At 69.8% G+C, this 19441-nt stretch carries 21 protein-coding genes; 17 read left to right on the forward strand and 4 right to left on the reverse strand.

The window, feature by feature from the left end; translation table 11 throughout:
- Nucleotides 1-619: 619 nt before the first annotated feature.
- Together AB0I42_RS21105 and AB0I42_RS21110 are read left to right on the forward strand one after the other, a co-directional pair.
- Complete coding sequence (locus tag AB0I42_RS21105; protein WP_357539247.1) at nucleotides 620-1381, forward strand: rod shape-determining protein; 762 nt, start codon at nucleotides 620-622, stop codon at nucleotides 1379-1381.
- A 33-nt stretch (nucleotides 1382-1414) separates the two neighbouring features.
- A complete protein-coding gene (locus tag AB0I42_RS21110; protein WP_357539248.1) occupies nucleotides 1415-1657 on the forward strand; it encodes a potassium transporter TrkA in 243 nt (80 codons plus the stop codon).
- A 28-nt stretch (nucleotides 1658-1685) separates the two neighbouring features.
- On the opposite strand, the gene AB0I42_RS21115 is transcribed toward AB0I42_RS21110, so the two are convergent.
- Entirely contained in the window at nucleotides 1686-2900 is a 1215-nt protein-coding gene (locus AB0I42_RS21115) for a helix-turn-helix domain-containing protein (protein WP_357539249.1), read from the reverse strand.
- Nucleotides 2901-3336: 436 nt separating this feature from the next.
- On the opposite strand from AB0I42_RS21115, the gene AB0I42_RS21120 reads away from it, so the two are divergent.
- The 10 genes from AB0I42_RS21120 to AB0I42_RS21165 all read left to right on the forward strand — a co-directional run bounded on the left by AB0I42_RS21120 (nucleotide 3337) and on the right by AB0I42_RS21165 (nucleotide 14140).
- Nucleotides 3337-4491 carry a membrane dipeptidase gene (locus AB0I42_RS21120; protein ID WP_357539250.1) on the forward strand — a complete coding sequence of 385 codons (1155 nt, stop codon included), beginning with the start codon at nucleotides 3337-3339 and terminating at the stop codon, nucleotides 4489-4491.
- Complete coding sequence (locus AB0I42_RS21125) at nucleotides 4488-6113, forward strand: ABC transporter substrate-binding protein (RefSeq protein ID WP_357539251.1); 1626 nt, start codon at nucleotides 4488-4490, stop codon at nucleotides 6111-6113. Before AB0I42_RS21120 ends, AB0I42_RS21125 begins: the two co-directional genes overlap by 4 nt.
- A 30-nt stretch (nucleotides 6114-6143) precedes the next feature.
- Nucleotides 6144-7097, forward strand: coding sequence for an ABC transporter permease (locus AB0I42_RS21130; RefSeq protein ID WP_357539252.1), 954 nt, complete (start codon nucleotides 6144-6146; stop codon nucleotides 7095-7097).
- Between the two features lie 115 nt (nucleotides 7098-7212).
- Entirely contained in the window at nucleotides 7213-8094 is an 882-nt protein-coding gene (locus AB0I42_RS21135) for an ABC transporter permease (RefSeq protein WP_357539253.1), read from the forward strand.
- Nucleotides 8095-8097: 3 nt separating this feature from the next.
- A complete protein-coding gene (locus AB0I42_RS21140; RefSeq protein WP_357539254.1) occupies nucleotides 8098-9279 on the forward strand; it encodes a Xaa-Pro peptidase family protein in 1182 nt (393 codons plus the stop codon).
- The gene (locus AB0I42_RS21145) at nucleotides 9276-10112 is read left to right on the forward strand and encodes an alpha/beta hydrolase (protein ID WP_357539255.1); all 837 of its coding nucleotides are present in this window, start codon (nucleotides 9276-9278) and stop codon (nucleotides 10110-10112) included. Before AB0I42_RS21140 ends, AB0I42_RS21145 begins: the two co-directional genes overlap by 4 nt.
- Nucleotides 10109-11092, forward strand: coding sequence for an ABC transporter ATP-binding protein (locus tag AB0I42_RS21150; protein WP_357539256.1), 984 nt, complete (start codon nucleotides 10109-10111; stop codon nucleotides 11090-11092). The genes AB0I42_RS21145 and AB0I42_RS21150 overlap by 4 nt, the downstream gene beginning before the upstream one ends.
- On the forward strand, nucleotides 11076-12065 hold the full coding sequence (locus AB0I42_RS21155) for a dipeptide ABC transporter ATP-binding protein (RefSeq protein WP_357539257.1): 990 nt from the start codon (nucleotides 11076-11078) through the stop codon (nucleotides 12063-12065). The genes AB0I42_RS21150 and AB0I42_RS21155 overlap by 17 nt, the downstream gene beginning before the upstream one ends.
- 34 nt (nucleotides 12066-12099) lie before the next feature.
- On the forward strand, nucleotides 12100-13302 hold the full coding sequence (locus AB0I42_RS21160; protein ID WP_357539258.1) for a membrane dipeptidase: 1203 nt from the start codon (nucleotides 12100-12102) through the stop codon (nucleotides 13300-13302).
- Nucleotides 13303-13390: 88 nt separating this feature from the next.
- Nucleotides 13391-14140, forward strand: coding sequence for a GntR family transcriptional regulator (locus AB0I42_RS21165; RefSeq protein WP_357539259.1), 750 nt, complete (start codon nucleotides 13391-13393; stop codon nucleotides 14138-14140).
- Nucleotides 14141-14225: 85 nt separating this feature from the next.
- On the opposite strand, the gene AB0I42_RS21170 is transcribed toward AB0I42_RS21165, so the two are convergent.
- Complete coding sequence (locus AB0I42_RS21170) at nucleotides 14226-14357, reverse strand: hypothetical protein (protein WP_357539260.1); 132 nt, start codon at nucleotides 14355-14357, stop codon at nucleotides 14226-14228.
- A gap of 5 nt (nucleotides 14358-14362) precedes the next feature.
- A complete protein-coding gene (locus AB0I42_RS21175; RefSeq protein ID WP_357539261.1) occupies nucleotides 14363-15385 on the reverse strand; it encodes a helix-turn-helix domain-containing protein in 1023 nt (340 codons plus the stop codon).
- Between the two features lie 52 nt (nucleotides 15386-15437).
- Here AB0I42_RS21175 and AB0I42_RS21180 point away from each other — a divergent pair, with 52 nt between their 5' ends.
- Nucleotides 15438-15833 carry a cupin domain-containing protein gene (locus tag AB0I42_RS21180; protein ID WP_357539262.1) on the forward strand — a complete coding sequence of 132 codons (396 nt, stop codon included), beginning with the start codon at nucleotides 15438-15440 and terminating at the stop codon, nucleotides 15831-15833.
- Between the two features lie 153 nt (nucleotides 15834-15986).
- Nucleotides 15987-16730, forward strand: a complete 744-nt coding sequence (locus tag AB0I42_RS21185; RefSeq protein ID WP_357539310.1) for an SDR family oxidoreductase — start codon at nucleotides 15987-15989, stop codon at nucleotides 16728-16730.
- A 110-nt stretch (nucleotides 16731-16840) separates the two neighbouring features.
- On the opposite strand, the gene AB0I42_RS21190 is transcribed toward AB0I42_RS21185, so the two are convergent.
- Entirely contained in the window at nucleotides 16841-17275 is a 435-nt protein-coding gene (locus tag AB0I42_RS21190) for a DUF6766 family protein (protein WP_357539263.1), read from the reverse strand.
- Between the two features lie 288 nt (nucleotides 17276-17563).
- Between AB0I42_RS21190 and AB0I42_RS21195 the strand changes: the two genes are divergently transcribed.
- Genes AB0I42_RS21195 through AB0I42_RS21205 form a run of 3 tightly spaced genes read left to right on the forward strand, consistent with a single transcriptional unit; the run spans nucleotide 17564 to nucleotide 19369 of the window.
- Nucleotides 17564-18199 (forward strand): hypothetical protein, encoded by a 636-nt coding sequence (locus AB0I42_RS21195; RefSeq protein WP_357539264.1) that lies wholly within the window; start codon nucleotides 17564-17566, stop codon nucleotides 18197-18199.
- On the forward strand, nucleotides 18199-18612 hold the full coding sequence (locus AB0I42_RS21200) for a phage holin family protein (RefSeq protein WP_357539265.1): 414 nt from the start codon (nucleotides 18199-18201) through the stop codon (nucleotides 18610-18612). The genes AB0I42_RS21195 and AB0I42_RS21200 overlap by 1 nt, the downstream gene beginning before the upstream one ends.
- 19 nt (nucleotides 18613-18631) lie before the next feature.
- A complete protein-coding gene (locus tag AB0I42_RS21205; protein ID WP_357539266.1) occupies nucleotides 18632-19369 on the forward strand; it encodes a DUF3618 domain-containing protein in 738 nt (245 codons plus the stop codon).
- The last annotated feature ends 72 nt before the right edge of the window (nucleotides 19370-19441 follow it).

The following is a 19441-nucleotide window of genomic DNA, read 5'->3' on the forward strand; positions in this document are numbered from 1 at the left end:
CGGGGCGACCGGGGGCAGCGGGCCACGGCTTCGCCACACGGGTCGTCATCACCGCCTCCTGGCAGGGTCGCAACAGCACCTGGAGCCACCAGCGTGGCCGGCGGTCACCCCGGTCGACAGGGGTGGCCGCCGGCCAACAACCCGGTCCGCTCGTTGCCGGGGTCCGGCAACCATCGGTCGGGCCGACGCCCACCGCGCCGAGATCGGTAGGCAGGGTCCGGCAACCGGGCTATGGTGGCGCCATGCCTGGCCGGAAGCATCGGACAACCATCGACGAGCAGCGGATGCTGTCGATGTTGTGGGTGCTGTCCGTGCTCGTGTCGGCCGCCCCGGCCGGCCGCGCGCCGCGGTGTCGGGTCGGATCACCACGCCACCGGTGGACAGCCGGCCGCCGGCCGGTCTGGTCCGCCGACCGGGCTCCACCGGGGCACGCCCGCACCGGCTGACCGCGGTCGCCGGACCGGACCACGTCTTCCTCGGCCGGTTACCGGCCGCCTTCCCCACCCACCGATACGTGCCGCCCCGGCCGGATCGCGCCTGCGCGCGGTCTGGCCGGCCCACTCCCTGCCGGCGGTGACTCTCGTATTCGGTGCTGTCGTCGAACAACGGAGGCCGAAAAGTGCTCGCTCCCGGGGCGTACGCCCGCGCGCGGGGCCGCTGCCCGATCGCCATCGACCTGGGCACCCTCAACGTACGGATCTGGCTGGCCGGTCACGACCCGCTGGTCGCGCCGACCGTGGTCGCCCGGGCCTCCGCCGGCCGGTACCTGGCGGCCGGGCGGGACGCCCTGGACCTCGCCGAACGGACCGGTGCCCCGCTGGTGTGGCCGGTCCGCGACGGCGTCATCGCCGATCTGCCGGCCTGCGCGTATCTGCTGCGCACCATGCTCGGTGCCGGGCCGGATCGCAAGCCGTCCCCGGTTCTGGTCGGGGTGCCGGCCACCGCCACCCTGATGCAGCGCAACATGCTGATCGCGACGGCCGGGCGGGCCACCGGTGGGCGGGTGTCCTGGGTGGAGGAACCCCTGGCGGCCAGCCTCGCCTGCGGCCCGAGTCTCGACGCGGACGACGAACTGGTCACTGTCGACATCGGACACGGGCGGACCGAGGTGGTCCAGGTCCACGGTGGCGAGGTGCTGGCCGCCCTGCGGGTCGACACGGTCAACCACGTCGACCAGGTCCCGGCGATCGCCCGGGCCGTACGGGGTTTGGCCAGTCCGCCCGGGCGACGGGGACGCCGCCGGCTACTGATCACCGGGGGCGGCGCCGCGACCGTCGGGGTCGCCGGCCGGTTGGCGGCGTTGACCGGCCGGTCGGTGACCGTACCCGAGAATCCCTGGCTGGCCACGATCCGTGGGCTCGGCCTGCTGCTCACCGCCTGATCCGCGGCACCTTCCCTACCGATTGGAGTTCCCATGCACGTCGAACGGACCGAACTGCCCGGGATCGGGCTGCGTCAGGTCATCACGACCGCCGACGGCCGGCAGGTCGGTGTGGTCACCCACCTCGCCGGTGGCCGACGGGACCTGCTCTACGACGATCCGGGCGACCCGGACCGGATGTGGAGTCTCGCGTTGACCCGGGCCGAGGCGCTCACCCTCGCCGGGCTCCTGGGTCTGCTGGATGTCGTCGATCTGCCCGGCGAGGTCGCGTCGTGAGCAGGTGTCTCGACGGGGCGCCGCGAACTCAGGCACCGGCCGGCAGCGGCTGGTTCGGCCAGTCCAGCGCCCGGGCGCCGAGCACCGCCGCCTGGAGGGTGAACCGGTCGGTCGGGTCGGCGGCGTCGTAACCGCTCAGCGCCCTGATCCGGGCCAGCCGGTAGGTGACCGCGCGGACCGACACGTGCAGGCGGCGGGCCGCCACCGTGGCGGTGCCGCCACTGGCGAAGTACGCCTCCAGCGTCTCGAGCAGCGGGCCGGCGCCGCCGCGGGCCCGATTCAGCGGGACGAGTACGGCCTGGATGAGGTCGATGATCGCCGGTTGGTCGCGCAACAGCACGCGGTAGATCAACAGGTCGCGGGCGTCGACCACCGGTGTTTCCACCCGCAGCCGCCGGGCCATCGTGAGCGCGTCCCGGGCCTCCTCATAGGAGCGGGCGATGCCGTACACCCCGGGGTAGGACCGGCCGACCGCGATCTGCCACGGCCTTCCCCGGGGCAGCCGGTCGAGTTCGGCGAGCATCAGCCGCCCCAACCCGGTCCCCGGACCGGCGCCGGCGCTCTCGGCGGCCCCGCCCGGCGCCGGTGCCAGCACCACGAGCAGCCCTTCCTTGGTGGCCACCAGTACGTCCCGGTCCCCCAACCGGTCGAAGATGACCCCTTCGAGCGCGCTGATGGCCGTCTCGGTGTCCGGAAGCCGGCGGCTCGGCGCGGCCAGCGCCACCTGGTGCACCCGCGCCAGGTCCAGGCCGAACGGCTCGGCCCGCTGGACCAACCCGCCCAGGTCCGAGTCGCCGCGCAGCAGGTCGTCGACGAGTTCACGGCGTAGCGCCTCTTCCCGCCGGACCAGTTCCCGGCGGGCGACCGCATACCCCTCGGCCAGCGTCGCCACCGCGTCGTCGAGCACGTGCAGCACCGCCTCGGCGGCGGCGCGGACCGCGTCACTGTCACCGGAACGCGTCAGCCGGGGCAGGTCCTGCCACATCCGGCGGGCGGCCGACAGGTAGAGCTGCACCACCCGGCCGGCGGAGACGCCCTGTTCGGCGGCGCGCCTGCCGAGCAGGCCGACGGCCTCCAGTTCGGCTCGCCTGGGGCGTCGGCCGGTCACCGCCGCATCCACCAGCAGCCCGAGGTAGTCGCCGAGCAGTTCCACCGGCACGTCTCCGGCGTCCCGGGCGGCCGCCTGCGCGACCCGGTCGAGCCAGGCGACGTCCGCGTCGCCGGCTCGTCGCCCGCCACCCATGCCCGCTCCGTCCTCCCGGTGCCCACTCCGACGTGACGCGGTCGGATGGTCACCCGCGGGCGGGCGCCCGACCGGGTCAGGATACCGCCGCGGCCCCCGGACGGGTGTCGAGAGCGGCCATTGGCGGGTGGCGTGGCGGATCGCCGACGAAATTGGTCAGACCACTCCCCGAGGAGCGTGGTCGAGGCTTGGACCCTCGCGAGCCTGTCTTAACTTCATCCGGCATGACAAAGCTCCGTAAATAGGTCTAAGTTACCCTCCACACCTGCCCTCTATAACAGTCAGGTCACAGCTATTACGGGGACGGCCACCCCTGGACTAGGTTCCCAGCAGGCATGAGGTCAGACCTCATTCCTCATGCCTCTACCCTGACGAGGTGAGTTGACGAGTGCAGGAATCTGCCCCCCGCTATGCCGGATACCGGTCCTTCGATTACTTGACGCCGCACGCCGACTACAAGGTGTTCGAACTCGCGCCGCAACTCGGCCGGGTGCCCGAACACGACCTCGGCCTGAGCGACGACCAACGAACCCGGGTGGCCCGGCTGCTCCGTGAGCACATGGCCATCTCGCTGCACGAGCACCCGAAGATCCTGCCGGACGACGTGTCGCAACTGCGCGACTACAACCGCACCGGCCGCAACTCCTTCGGCTTCGAGGGCCTGGCCCGCTCCGGCATGACCGCGGTCTTCGACAACTTCATGAACGGCACCGGCTGCGTGACCAGCGAGCACGCCTGGAAGTGGGACGACGTCATCTACGACATCGGCCTGCGTTTCGCCGACGTCGCCAAGCAGGACCACGTGGTCGTGGCGACGACACTGGAGCAGATCTTCGAGGCCAAGCGCAACGGCCAGATCGCCCTGGTGGCCGGCCTGGAGGCGGCCACGATGATCGAGAACGAGCTGGACCGCATCGACATCCTCTACGGCTTCGGTGTCCGCCAGATGGGCATCGCGTACAGCCAGGCGAACATGCTCGGTTCCGGTCTCTCCGAAGACCGCGACGGTGGGCTGACCCACTTCGGCCGGCGCGCGGTGGACCGGATGAACAAGCTCGGCATCGCCATCGACATCTCGCACTCCGGCGACCAGACCTCGCTGGACGTGATCGAGGCCAGCCGGGTACCGGTGTTCATCACCCACGCCGGCGCCCGCTCGGTCTGGAACACCCCTCGGATGAAGCCGGACGAGGTGATCCGGGCCTGCGCCGACCGGGGTGGGGTGATCGGCATCGAGGCCGCTCCGCACACCACCCTCTCGGCGGACCACCCGCACCACTCGATCGAGTCGGTGATGGACCACTTCACCTACTGCGTGGAGCTGGTCGGCATCGACCACGTGGCGTTCGGTCCGGACACCAACTTCGGTGACCACGTCGGGCTGCACGACAGCTTTACCCAGCACCTGGCGATCGGGAAGGCCCACGGCGTGGTGGACCACCCACGGGTGCCCTACGTGAGCGGCATGGAGAACCCGGCGGAGTGCTTCAGCAACATCGTCGGGTGGCTTGTCACGCACGGTTACTCCGACGACGAGATCGCCAAGGTCATCGGCGGCAACATCATTCGGGTTCTTCAGGAGGTTTGGTGAAAAAGACAGTCAAGGGTCGGTGGCGGCTCGCTGTCGCACTCGGCGTGGCGGCCACGCTGGGTATCTCCGGCTGCGGCCTGAACGAGGACAACGGGTCCTCCAGCGGCTCGTCGTCGGACGCGGTGCTGCGGATCGGCACCACCACCGACGTGAGCAACTTCAACCCGCTCCAGTCGCTCAGCAAGACCGACTCGTGGATTCTCAACGCGATGTACCCGCACCTGCTGCGGATCGACGAGAACGCGAAGAAGGCGCCGGAACTGGCCAAGGAGTACCGCTACGAGGACGACGGCAGGACCGCCGTCTTCGACCTGCGGGACGACTTCAAGTGGACCGACGGCAAGCCGGTGGTCGCCGAGGACGTCAAGTTCAGCGCCGAGATGATCATGAAGTACAAGCTCGGCAACGTCGCGGCGAAGCTGACCTGGGTCGAGTCGATCGAGGCGCCGGACGCGACCACGGTCAAGTTCAAGCTCTCCCAGCCGTACGCGCCGTTCGCCGAGGGCGTCGGGTTCTGGATGTCGATCGTGCCGAAGCACATCTTCGAGAACGCCGGGGACCTGTCCAAGTTCCCGAACGACTCGAACTGGGTCGGTGCCGGTCCGTTCGTGCTGGACAGCATGACCAAGGGCCAGCGCTACGTGATGAAGCGCAACGACAACTACCCGCTGGCGCCGGAGGGCAAGGCGGCGGTCAGCCAGGTCGAGTACCGCGTCTACCCGGACGTGAACACGATGATGCTGGCGCTGCGCAACGGTGACATCGACATGATGGGCACCCCGGTGCCGGTCTCGGCGGCGAAGACCTTCGAGAACGACGAGAAGATCAAGCTCGAGAAGGTCGGCGCGCTCGGCTTCGCGCACCTTACCTACAACATGAAGAACGAGCGCCTCGCCGACCAGCAGGTCCGGCAGGCGCTGTCGATGGCGGTCGACACCAAGGCGATCATCTCGGCGGTGCTGCAGGGTGACGGCCAGCAGATGGCCGGTCCGATCTCGCCGATCTTCTCGGAGTACGACAACACCGAGATCCAGCCGTACGCGTTCGACCCGGCGGGCGCGAAGGCCAAGCTGACCGCGGCCGGCTACAAGGACGCCAACAACGACGGCTTCTTCGACGAGCTGAACTTCGGCGTGGCGTGCGACCAGTCCAACGCGAACATGACCCGCGTGGTGCAGCTCTTCCGCGAGAGCGCGGCCCAGGCCGGCATCAAGCTGGAGAACGAGTGCGTGGAGCGGAACACGTTCCTCACCCGCACCAAGAACGGCGAGTACGACATCGACGCCTCGCAGTGGGGCGTGTTCGACAACCCGATGGACCAGCTGCGCAGCACCTACCTGTCCAGCAACCCGGGTGGCATCAACTACAACCTGCTCGAGTCGGCGGAGATGGACGCGCTGATCAACGACGCGGCCGGCACCACCGACCCGGAGGCGTTCAAGACCAAGATCAAGAACATTGACAAGGTCGTGCACGAGCAGGCGTACCTGACCCCGCTGTACGTGGAGAACTTCCAGTTCGCCTACAACGCCAGCAAGTTCACCGGCTTCGTTCCGTCGCCGTCGGACCTGCTCGGCATGGTCACCGCGTACTCGCTGGCCCAGGTCACCCCGGTCAAGTAACCCGAACCAGAGGGAAAGGAGGGGTCCCCCATGGCGCGTTTCGTGCTCAGCCGGGCACTGAAGGCCGTCCTGACCATATGGATTGCAATCACTTCGACGTTCTTCCTGCTCCGGCTCCTGCCGGGGGACCCCACGACCCTCATGGTCGAGGGCGACATGACGCCGGAGATGCAGGCGGCACTGCTCAAGACGTACGGTCTCGACCGCCCGTTGTGGGAGCAGTACGTGTCGTACCTGCGCGAGTTGGTCCAGGGCAACCTGGGCATCTCGTTCCGGCAGATCCAGCCGGTCACCGACATCATCCTCGACCGGCTGCCCTGGACGTTGCTGCTGGCCGGCAGCGCGTTCGTCCTCACCGTCGCCGTCGGTATCCCGATCGGCGTCGCCGCCGCGGTCAACCGCGGCAAGTGGCTCGACCGCGCGTTGCAGGGCTTCGGGATCAGCGCGAACGCCCTGTTCGTGCCGAGCGTCGCCATCCTGCTGCTGGTCTTCCTCGGAGCCCAGCTCGGCTGGTTCCCGATCGGCGGGGCGATCGACCCCGACACCCGGGGCGCGGCCGCCTACCTGAGTCTGTTCCACCACCTGGCGCTACCGGTGCTGTCCCTGGTCCTGGTCCAGCTCGGCCCGTACGCGCTGACCCTGCGTACCAACATGATCGAGGTCCTCGGTGAGGACTACATCCGCGCGGCGCAGGCCCGTGGTCTCTCGGCCCGGCGTCGGGTCTGGAAGCACGGCCTGCGCAACGCGATCCTGCCGGCGCTGACCCTGATGGGTCTGCAACTGGGCACCCTGGTCGGCGGCGCGGTGCTGACCGAGACGGTCTTCGCCTATCCCGGGGTCGGCCGGCTGATCTACGAGGCGGTCGGGCAACAGGACTACCCGGTGATCCAGGGCGCGTTCATCATGCTCGCCGTCACCGTGGTGATCGCCAACGCGCTGACCGACATGCTCTACGCGGTCCTCAATCCCAGGATCCGCCTGTGAGCGCGAGGAGTGCGGCGGAGCGAAGCCCCGCAGTCGCGAACTCAGGAATCACCGCGAGCGCGAGGAGTGCGGCGGAGCGAAACCCCGCCTTCGTGAAGACAGAAGGGAGGGCGCCGTGAGTGCCCCCGTGCTGGCCGAGCAGGCACTGCCGCCGGTCCCGGCCGCGCCCAAGCGGTCCTCCTGGTCCAACTACCTGCGGCAGCCCACCGTGGCGTTGTCGCTGCTGGTGCTACTCGTGATGGCGCTGATGGCGATCTTCGCGCCGCTGATCGCCGACGAGCCCGCCGGTGCCGGCCCGGACGTGCTGCAACCGCCGTCCGGAGCGCACTGGTTCGGCACCGACGACCTCGGGCAGGACATCTTCGCCCAGGTGGTCTGGGGCACCCGGACCAGCATGGTGATCGGCCTGGCCGCCTCGCTGATCGCGATCGTGCTGGGCACCGCGATCGGACTTGCCGCGGCGTACTTCCGCCCGATCGACGCGGTCGCCACGGTGATCACCGACGTGATGCTGGCGCTGCCCACCCTGCCTTTGATGATCATGCTGGCCGCGGTGGTGAACCCGAGCGTATGGACGCTGACCCTGATCATCGGGTTCTTCGCCTGGCCCGAGGTGGCCCGGCTGATCCGGTCGCAGGGCCTGGTGATCAGCGCGATGCCCTACATCGACGGGGCCCGGGTGCTCGGCGCCACCGGCTGGCGGATCGTCACCCGCGAGATCCTTCCCGCGGTCGTCGCGCTGATGGTCGTCAGCGTGCTGCTCACCGCCTCCCGGGCGGTGATCTCCGAGGCCGGCCTGAGCTTCCTCGGCCTCGGCGACCCGGACGCCTGGTCCTGGGGACGCATCCTGCTCAACGCCCAGCGCAGCGGCACGATCGCGATCGCCTGGTGGCAGACGCTCTTCCCGTCGCTGGCGATTTTGTTCCTGGTGCTGGCGGCGACGCTGGCCGGCACGCGGTTCAACGACTCCCGTGACCCCCGCCGCAACGGAGGCTGACCCATGCGACTGCCCGAAAGTTTCTACACCAGCGTCCGGAGCCGACTCGGCGAGGCGCTCGACGAGCGCGGCCTGGACGGTTTCCTGGCCACGTCCCCGGCGGACGTCGCCTTCCTCAGCGGCTTCTTCTACATCGCCACCGAGCGACCGGTCTACCTCTGGATGCCGCGCGAGGGAGATCCGCTGCTGGTCATCCCCCGCCTCGACGAGGAATACGCCGCCCAGCAGGGCGTGACCATCCCGACGGTCAGCTACTTCGAGTTCCCGGGCGTGGTCACCGCCGAGCAGACCCTCGCCTCGGCACTGTCCCGTCCCGGCGGCCCGGTCCGCCGGATCGGGGTGGGTGCCGGGGTGTCGGTCGGCGCGTTCAAGGCGCTGTCGCGGGCCATCGCCGGGGCGACTCTGGAGACCACCGACGCGGTGGCGAAGTTGCGGCTGCGCAAGTTCCCCGAGGAGATCCCGTTCCACGAGGCCGCCGCCCGGATCTGCGACGAGATGCTCGGTGCCGGCCGGGCGCTGATCGAGGAGGCACTGGCCAGCGGCGGGCCACTCCCCCGCGAGGACGAGATCGCCCGACACGTGATCGGCTACGGCACCGACCGGATGTACGCCGAGTACGACATGGTCGTCTACACCACCAAGCTGGCCGGCGGGCTGGTCTACGCCGGCCCGAACTCGGCGCTGCCGCACGGCCTGCCGACGCGTCGGCGGATCCAGCCTGGCGACACGCTGATCCTCTCCCTCGGCGCCGCGGTGGCCAGCCGGTTCGTGGAGAGCGAACGCACCTTCATCATCGGTGAGCCCACCGCCGAGCAGGTGCGCTACTACGAGGCCGACCGGCAGGCGCAGGAGATCGGTACCCGGGCGATGACCGCCGGCCGTACCTGCGCCGAGGTGAACAAGATCTGCCTGGACGTGCTGCGGGAGCAGGGACTGGGCGACTACATCCGGCACCGGCAGGGGCACGGCATCGGGCTGCAGAACCACGAGGCGCCGTGGGTCGAGGACGGCGACGACACCGTGCTCGCCCCCGGGATGCTGCTCTCCAGCGAGCCCGGTGTCTACGTTCCCGGCCACGCCGGCTACCGCATTTCCGACACGGTCCTGGTGGAGGAGACCGGCCCGCGCCGGCTCACCGGCTACCCACGCGACCTGGCATCCAACGTCATCGAGGGGGTCCGATGAAAATCAACGGAGCGGAACTGGTCGTCGAGGCCTTCGGCCCGACCGACGCGCCGGCGATGATCGTGCACCACGGCGCGCCCGGCCTGGGCTCGCGCAGCGAGCCGAAGCGCTCCTTCGGTCCGTTCTCCGACCGGATGCGGGTCATCGTCTTCGACGCCCGCGGATCCGGCGAGTCCAGCGACGACGAGCCGTTCACCCACGAGCAGTGGGTGGCCGACGTGGACGCGATCCGGGAGCACTTCGGCTACGAGAAGATCGTCATGGCCGGCGGGTCGTACGGCGGGTTCATCGCCCTGGAGTACGCGATCGCCCACCCGGACCGGGTCTCCGCGCTGGTGCTGCGGGACACCGCGGCGGACACCGCACACGACCACCTCGCGGTCGAGCGGGCCCGCAACACCGACCGTTCGGTGATTCCGGAGTGGGTCATCGACCGGATCGGCACCGGCCGGTTCGAGAGCAACGAGCAGTTGCGGGACTACTGGCGGGCCATCCTGCCGCTGTACGACCACCAGCACGACCCGGCCAAGGACGAGGCGCGGCTGGCCGCCACCCGCTTCCACTACCGGACCCACAACGCGGCCTTCGGGCAGAACATGCCCAGGTACGACCTCAAGCCGAAGTTGCCGTCGATCACCTGCCCGACCCTGGTCACCGTGGGTCGGCACGACTGGCGTACCCCGGTCGAGGCCTCACAGGTGATCGCGGACCTGGTCCCCAACGGTGAGCTGGTGGTCTTCGAGAAGTCCGGCCACTCGCCGCAGTTGGAGGAGCCGGAGAAGTTCCAGCGGGTCGTGCGGGACTTCCTCGGCAGAGCCGGGGTGCTGCGATGACACTGCTGGAGATCGCCGACCTGCAGGTCGCGTTCCCCGGCCCGTCCGGGCCGGTGAACGCGGTCAACGGGGTGTCGCTCCAGGTCGACTCCGGGCAGACCCTGGCCATCCTCGGCGAGTCCGGCTCCGGCAAGAGCGTCACCGCGCAGGCGGTGATGGGCATCCTCGACGTCCCACCGGCGAAGATCACGGGTTCGGTTCAGCTACGCGGCCGGGAGCTGCTGACCCTGCCGCGTAAGCAGCGCGACCGGGTCAGCGGCGAAGAGATCGGCATGGTGTTCCAGGACGCGATGGCCGCGCTCAATCCGGTCTTCACCGTCGGGGACCAGATCACGGAGGTGCTCCGGGTCCGTCGGGGCATGTCCAAGGCCGACGCCCGCCGCCGCGCGATCGAACTCGTCGACCGGGTCCGGATCCCGGCCGCCAAGGACCGGATCCGCGACTACCCGCACCAGTTCTCCGGCGGTATGCGCCAGCGCATCATGATCGCGCTGGCGATCTCGCTGGAACCGGACCTGCTGATCGCCGACGAGCCCACCACCGCCCTGGACGTGACCGTGCAGGCCCAGGTGATGGAACTGCTCGCGGAGATCCAGCGGGACAGCGGGATGGGTCTGCTGCTGATCACCCACGACCTCGGGGTGGTGGCCGAGGTCGCCGACGACGTGGCGGTGATGTACGCCGGCCGGATCGTCGAGCGGGGCACGGTCGAGCAGATCTTCGCCGGTCCGGCGCACCCGTACACCGAAGGGCTGCTCGCCTCGATGCCCCGGGTGGACCGGCGCGACGAGCAGCTCTACGCGATCCCGGGCGCCCCGCCCAACCCGGCCCGGCTCCCCGCCGGCTGCCCGTTCCACCTGCGTTGTCCCCGGGCCACCGACGAATGCCTGGTGACCCTGCCGCCGCTGCGGGCCGTTCCGGCCAACCGGAGCAGCGCCTGCCACCATTACGAGGAGGTGCTCGGTGCCACCCAACGATGACGTGGTGCTACGGGTCGAGAACCTGGTCAAGCACTTCCCGCTCAAGGGACGGATCCCGTTCACCTCCGGTGGCGTGGTCAAGGCCGTCGACGGGGTCTCGTTCGACCTGCGCCGGGGCGAGACGCTCGGCGTGGTGGGCGAGTCGGGCTGCGGCAAGACCACCCTGGCCCGCATGCTGGTCGGCCTCGAACAACCGACCTCCGGCGCGGTGCGTTTCGGCGAGTCGGTGGTGCACCGGGCCAAGGGACGGGAACTGCGGGCGCTGCGCCGACGGATCCAGATCGTGTTGCAGGACCCGTACACCTCGCTGAACCCGCGCCGCACCATCCGGGAGATCCTGCTCCAGCCCTTCGAGATCCACCCGGACGTGCTGGACCGCAAGCGCCGAATCGAGCGGATCAAGGAACTGCTCGAACTGGTCGGCCTCGACCCCGGCCTGCACCTGGACCGCTACCCGCACCAGTTCTCCGGCGGGCAGCGTCAGCGCATCGGCATCGCCCGGGCGCTCGCGCTGAACCCCGACGTGATCGTCTGCGACGAGCCGGTCTCCGCGCTGGACGTTTCGGTCCAGGCGCAGGTGGTCAACCTGCTGGAGCGGCTCCAGGACGAGCTCGGCGTGGCGTACGTCTTCATCGCCCACGACCTGTCCGTGGTGCGGCACATCTCCGACCGCGTCGCCGTGATGTACCTCGGCAAGCTGGTGGAGACCGGCCCTGAGCAGAGCCTCTACGAGTCGCCGCGGCACCCGTACACGAGCGCGCTGCTGTCCGCCGTACCGGTGCCCGATCCGGCCGGCCGCCGGGAGCGCAAGCGGATCCTGCTCGCCGGTGACCCGCCCAGCCCGGTCAACCCGCCGTCGGGCTGCCGGTTCCGGACCCGCTGCTGGCAGGCGACCGATACCTGCGCCACGTCCGAACCGCCGCTGGCCGCCGGTGAACACCCGGTCGCCTGCCACTACCCGCTGGCCGCATAGCGCCCGGCGATCCGTCCCAAAAGGAGAAGGTGCCTTGCTGCAAGAACCCGCTGCCCGCTACAAGGGCCACCGGTCGTACTCGTACCTGGAGCCGCACTCGGACTACCGGGTGTTCGACCTGGCCAAGGAGGTCGGCCGGGTACCGGAGCACGACCTCGGCCTGACCGGCGACCAGCGTGCGCGGGTCACCCGGCTGCTCACCGAGCACACCGCGATCTCCCTGCACGAGCACCCGGTGATCCTGCCCGAGGACGTCCGCGAGCTGCGGACCTACAACCGCACCGCGCGCCAGCGCACCGGCTACGAAGGGCTCGCCCGCTCCGGCCTGACCGCGGTCTTCGACAACTTCATGGCCGGCGCCTCCTGTGTGACCAGTGAGAACGGCTGGAAGTGGAACGACCTCATCTACGCCCTCGGGATGCGGATGAGTGACCTCTACAAGCAGGACCACGTCTTCCTGGCCACGTCACTGGCCGACATCCGCGCCGCCAAGCAGGACGGCCGGCTGGCCCTGGTCGCCGGGCTGGAGTGCTGCAGCCCGATCGAGAACGAGCTGGACCGCATCGACATCCTCTACGGCTTCGGTGTCCGCCAGCTCGGGATCGCGTACAGCCAGGCGAACATGCTCGGCGGTGGTCTCTCCGAGCGGCACGACGGTGGGCTGACCCACTTCGGCCGGCGCGCGGTGGACCGGATGAACAAGCTCGGCATCGCCATCGACATCTCGCACTCCGGCGACCAGACCTCGCTGGACGTGATCGAGGCCAGCCGGGTACCGGTGTTCATCACCCACGCCGGCGCCCGCTCGGTCTGGAACACCTCCCGGATGAAGCCGGACGAGGTGATCCGCGCCTGCGCCGAACGCGGTGGCGTCATCGGCATCGAGGCCGCTCCGCACACCACCCTCTCCGAGACGCACAAGCACCACTCGATCGAGTCGGTGATGGACCACTTCCAGTACTGCGTCGACCTGGTCGGCATCGACCACGTCACGTTCGGTCCGGACACGATGTTCGGTGACCACGTCGGGGTGCACAACACGTACGCCGGCAACTACGCCCACGACGCCGGCAACCGGCCCGAGCACCCCCGGGTGGAGTACGTGTCCGGGCTGGAGAACCCGGGCGAGGCGTTCGGGAACATCGTCGGCTGGCTGGTCAAGCACGGCTACTCGGACGACGAGATCGCCAAGGTCATCGGCGGGAACACGATCCGGGTGCTCGAGCAGGTCTGGTAATGCCCTTCCGGCCGATCGGCCGATCGGGCACCGACGAACTACACTCCGTACGCCGCTGACGGCGGCGGAAGCGATGAGGTGAGGGCGGATGGCTCGGCGCGAAACCGCGCTACAGACCGCACACGGTCGGCTACGGCAACTGATCAGCAGCGAGTTCCGGTCGGGCGACAAGCTGCCCAACGAACGGGACCTGGCCGACCGGCTGGAGGTCAGCCGGGCCACCGTACGTGAGGCGCTGGGCCGGCTCGCCGTCGAGGGCGTGGTGACCCGCACCTGGGGCATCGGCACCTTCGTGCACGGCGGCGGCGAGCGGGTGCCGGTGTCGATCGGTGACGTCACCGCCCTGCGCGACCGGATCACCGCCTCCGGCCACCGGCCGACCCTCCAGGACGCGGCGGTCAGCCGGGCGAAATGCCCGGCTGACTGCGCCAAGGTGCTCGGGGTGGAACCCGACTCGCTGGTGTGGCGGGTCGACCGGCTCTTCGCCGTGGACGGCGTCGCGGCGGCCTGGATCCGCGACCACCTGCCGCTGCGCTTCGACGGCCGCGACCTCGACCCGTCCGGACTGGTCAGCATCGACCTGGACATGTTCGAGTTCCTGGCCAGCGCCACCGGCATGCCGGTGCGGCGGGCGGAGATCGAACTCGCCGCCGTGCTCGCCGACGAGGAGGCCACCACCCGGCTCGACGTGGCGGTCGGGCATCCGCTGGTCACCGCGACCCAGATCGGCTACGGCGCGAGCGGCGCGGCTCTCTTCCACGGGCACATCACGGTCCGCACCGACGTGCTGACCCTGAAGATCAGCCGGGGTGGGGAGCCCGAGCCGGTGCCGAACTGAGGCGGCGGCGCCGGTCTCGGCGCCGTCCGCTGTCGCCTCGCACGGCCGCGACGTTCCCGGACGAGCGGTGACACCCGCATGACCGCTACCGGAGCGGGCCGTACCCGTAGCCCTGGGCGGCCGCCCGCTCCCGCAGGAGACGCTTGCGGTGCGAGTTGCGGTAGGGAGCGACCGCCATGGCCAGGACAGCTCCGGCGACCACACCGAGGCAGGGCAACAGGTTCAGGGCACCGAGCCCGCGTTCCGCGGGTCGTCGGCCGGCCCGGGGCCGAAGCGGCGCCGGTACGCCGATGGGGCGAGCCCCGTCTCGCGGCGCAGCAGGGCACGTAGGTTGGCGGCGGTGCCCAGGCCGCTATGCCGCGCGACGATCTCGAAGCGTGACTCACCTCGCTCGATCAGTCGGGCTGCCAGCGAGAGGCGTTCGCGGGTCAGCCACGCCAGCGGCGTCGTGCCCAGTTGTGCCCGGAAGCGCCGGTGCAGGGTGGCCGGGCTCACCGAGGCGTAGGCCGCGAGGTCGGACACCGAAAGCGGCGCGTCGAGCCGCTCCTGCGCCCAGGCCAGAACGGGGGCGAGGGACTCGTTCGGGATGTCCGGCATGGGACGCTTGATGAACTGTCGTTGCCCACCGTCTCGATGTGCCGCGAAGACCAGCCGTCGGCTCACCGAGTTGGCGATCTCGGCACCGTGATCGCGGCGGACGATGTGCAGCCCGAGGTCGAGTGCGGCGGCGCTGCCGGCGGCGGTGAGGACGTCACCGTCGTCAACGAACAGCACATCCTCTTCGAGGTGGACGCCGGGAAAGCGGGCCCGGAACGAGTCCGCCCACTGCCAGTGGGCGGTGGCCCGGCGACCGTCGAGGATCCCGGCTTCGGCGAGAGTGAAAGCCCCGCTGCAGAAGCCGACAAGTCGCGCGCCGCGTGCGTGTGCCCGCCTCAGGGCGTCCAGCACGGCCGGGCGACGGGGCACGTCGACGTCCGGCCGGTTGGGAACGATCAAAGTGTCCGCGCGGTCGGCCGCTTCCAGACCGGTGACTCCCGTAAGGGTGAAGAAGGCGTCGCGCATCAGGGTGTTCGGCTCGGGCGAGCAGAGGCGGAAGTCGTACAGTTGGCGGCCGATCTCAGGCCGACGCAGGCCGAAGACCTCGGTCGCGCAGCCGAGTTCGAAGGGGTTCGAGTTCTCGTCCACGATCACGACGACGCGGTGCGGGTCCGCTGTAGGGACGACGTGCGAGGAATGTTGCGGCATCTGCAATTCCTAGCACTTACGTGGATGGCACCCAACCGGCGAGGATTCCTCCGTGAGCAACGAACCCATCGACCTGCGCAAGGCTCTGGCCTCCTTCGACGCGCTGTGGAGTCCCCGCATTGTCACCCGTGTCAATGACTACGACGTACGCATCGCCAAGGTCGAGGGCGAGCATCTCTGGCATGTTCACGACGACACCGACGAGTTCTTCCTGGTGCTCGAGGGCGAACTGCACATCTCCCTGCGCGAGCCGACCGGAGAGCGCACCGTCCGGCTCCCCCAGGGCTCGGTCTTCACCGTTGCGCGCGGCACGGAGCACAAGCCGTACGCTCCCGTCAGCACCGCGATCCTCCTGTTCGAGCCCGCCGGGACGCCGAGTGTCGGAGACCGCCACGACCGGATTCCCGATCACGTCGATGCGACGACCGGCCACGCACTCGAACCCTGACAAACTCGCGCCGTCGCCCTCGAGCGGTTCCTCGCCGTACGTTCGGTCGCGGTCGGTGCTTGCTGCCGGGCTCGCGGGCCGCGGTGGCCGGTGGCGAATGCGTCGTCCGATTACCGCCAGATCCTCCGGCGCTTGTCGAGCAGGCTTTCCGTCATGAACGACGTACTTGACGGCAAGGTGGCGCTGGTCACCGGTGGTGGTCGTGGCATTGGCGCCGCGGTGGCGATGCGTCTGGCTCAGGAGGGCGCCGATGTGGCGTTCACGTTCCAGCGGAACCAGCAGCGCGCCGACGACGTGGTGGAACAGATCAAGGCGACGGGGCGGCGGGCGGTCGCCGTACGGGCGGACAGTGCCGACCCGGTGGCGGTGGTTGCCGCGGTCGATCGGGCCGCCGGTGAGCTGGGCCGGCTGGACATCCTGGTCAACAACGCCGGGGCGTTCCTGCTCGGGCCACTCGAACAACTGAGCCTGGAAGAGTTCGAGCGGACTGTCGCGGTCAATGTCCGGGCCCCGTTCGTCGCCGCACAGGCAGCGGTGCGCCACATGAGGGCCGGTGGGCGGATCATCAATATCGGCAGCAACATGGCCGAGCGGGTGGTCTTCCCCGGCTTCTCGCTGTACGCGATGAGCAAGGCCGCGCTGATCGGCCTGACCAAGGCGCTCGGACGCGAACTCGGAGGCAGGGCGATCACCGTGAATCTGGTGAATCCCGGTGCCACCGACACCGAACTGAACCCGGCCGACGGCCCCAACGCCGATGCGATCAACGGCTTCACCGCCCTCGGCCACTACGCGAGGCCGGCCGACGTGGCCGCCACGGTGGCGTTCCTCGCCAGCCCGGACGGCCGTTACATCACCGGGGCGACCGTCAACGTCGATGGCGGCTTCAACATCTGACCGTCCTTCCGGTCCACCCTTTCGCCGGGCGGCCCGTCCCTGCCCGTCCTATGGGGACGGGCCGCAACTTATCGGAACAACCGGGTGTACCAGCGTGCCGCGAGGTGTGGTCAAGGTCGAGCCGGGTCGATGTTCCGGTCTCGCAGCAACGCGTCGAGTTTGGCCTCGATTCGTTCGTCGGACTCCCGCGACTGCGACGAGCCCCAGTAGTAGAAGATGGCGAGGCCGGCAGCCTGCCAGACCAGTTGCAGGAACTCGGACTGCCAGTTCTCGAAGGTGGATGCCAGGAACTGCGCCAGGAAGTCACCCCAGGCGAACGACTGGCCGTGCTGCTCCGCCTGGCTGGTCTCGGCCATCAACTGGAAGACGAACTGGCCGGCCCATGCGAACAGGAACATCGCCCCGGTGACGATTCCGAAGGCGTAGGCCTTCGACCAGCGGGGCTTGCGGAACGGCGGGCCGCCGTCCACCGGACCGCGACGGTGACCGCCGGAGCGTGGTCCACCTGGTAACACCGGCTCCTTCGCCGGCACCGAACGTGTCATGCTGCTCACCTTCTTCGTCCCGCCGTGACGTCACGGGCCGGACAGCAAGTCTCCTGGCGGCGGATATGCCCTGGTCAGAGCGCTGCGAAACACCGGTGAGGCCCGCGGAAGCGCTACGCAAGTCCGAGGGAGTGCCGGCCCTCGTACCGCTTTACGGGCATCTCCTGTCCCGTCCTGTCGGTCGTGCCCGATTCCGGCTCCTCACCGGGTGAATGCCTCCGGTGCGTTCGGGTAGACGCTGCCGTCGCCGCGGCGACGCCTGAACGTACTCGACATGGAGGAGTTTGGATGACGACGCGAAGTGGCTCGGGATCGCCGCCCGGTCCGGCGACCCAGAAATACCACCAGGCCCAGGACGAGGCCACCCAGGTCGGCCATGAGGCGGCACACACCGGGCGGGAGGTCGCCCAGCAGGCGGCGGGCCAGGGCGGGCAGGTTGTCGCCGAGACCCGACGGCAGACCCGCAACCTCGCCCGGGAAGCCACCGAACAGATGCGGGAGCAGGCGGAACAGCAGCAGAAGCGGGCCGCGGGAGGGCTCCGGGCGCTCGGGACGCAGCTCGAGTCGATGGCGAACAGCAGCGGGCAGGACGGCGTGGCCAGCGAGGTGGTGCGCCGGGGAGCCGACGCCGTCAACCAGGCTGCGGGTTGGCTGGAGGACCGTGAGCCCGGTGCCCTGGTCCAGGAGGTACGCGACTACGCGCGACGGCATCCCGGCGTCTTTCTCGCCGGCGCCACGGTAGCGGGGTTGATCGTCGGCCGGTTCGGTCGGGCACTCACCTCCGGTGACGACGGCGCCGGGCAGCAACCTTCCCCGGACCACCAACCGCCCGTCGGGCAGCGAACCGAGGGCCCGCACGCGCGACCGCGGGTGACCGGCGGCGCGGCGACGACCACCGGCGTCACCGGCGGGGAGGCGGGTTGATGAGCGACTCGGCTCGCCAGGGTTCCAGCCACACCGCCGAACGCTCCGAAGCATCGGTCGGCGAGCTGATCGGTGAGGTCAGCCGGGACTTCTCGATGTTGCTGCGGCAGGAGGCCGACCTGGCCAAGGCCGAGCTCCGCGAAGAGGTACGTTCCGCCGGCACGGTCGGTGCGATGTTCGGCGGCGCGGCATTGGCGGGACTGCTGACCCTGTTCTTCCTGTCCTGCGCGCTGTGGTGGGGCCTTTCCAACGTCATGGACCAGGGGTGGGCGGCGCTGATCGTCGCGGTGATCTGGGCGCTGATCGGAAGCGTCCTGTACAGCAGAGCCCGCGGCCGGATGAGGAAGATGCACACCCTGCCGCGCACGAAGCAGACCGCCCGGGAGATACCGGACGCGGTCAGGGGCCGCTGACCAGCAGAGAGGGATCGACATGTCCAATGATCCGGACCGTATTCGCCGGGACATCGAAACCACCAGGAACGAACTGAGCAGCGATGTCGACGCGCTCACCTACAAGGTGAACCCGAAACGGGTGGCGGCGGAACCGGTGCACCGCGCACGCGGCCGGCTCGCCATGATCAGGGAGAAGGTGATGGGCACCGCCGACCACGCCCAGGACTCTGCCGGTCACCGGGCCTCCGCGGCGACACAGCGCGCCTCGGGCGTGGCACAGGACGCCGCCCACCGGGTCTCCGGTGCGGCGCACCAGGCGTCGGGCATGGCGGGCGAGGCGGCGCACGACACGTCCGACTTCGCCTCCAACCTGGCCCACCAGGCGTCCCATGCCGCGTCCTCGGCCGCCGGCCAGGCTCGACGGGCCCCGGCGGAGGCTTTGCATCGCACGGAGGGCAGCCCGCTGGCCGCCGGCCTTATCGCCTTCGGCGTCGGGCTGCTCGTCTCGGCGCTCATCCCACCCAGCCACCAGGAACAGCATGTGGCCGGCCAGGCGAAGCGGAAGGCTTCGGAGCACGCGGACGAGGTCAAACAGCAGGTCGGCGGGATGGCGCACCAGATGCAGGAGAACCTGCGTCAGCCCGCGCAGCAGGCAGCCGACGCGGTCAAGGGCGCGGCGACACGCGGCGCCTCGACGGTACGCGACCAGAGCACGACGGCGGCCCACCATCTCCAGGACGAGGTGCGACAGAGCCGGACCGATCTCCAACACTAGGATCGGCCGGCACACCGCGCGGCCGGGCGCCTTTCCACGTCGCCAACACCGAATGCGCCTGGCGGCGGCCGT

The sequence above is a fragment of the Polymorphospora sp. NPDC050346 genome (assembly GCF_040655695.1).
Taxonomy (GTDB): domain Bacteria; phylum Actinomycetota; class Actinomycetes; order Mycobacteriales; family Micromonosporaceae; genus Polymorphospora; species Polymorphospora lycopeni.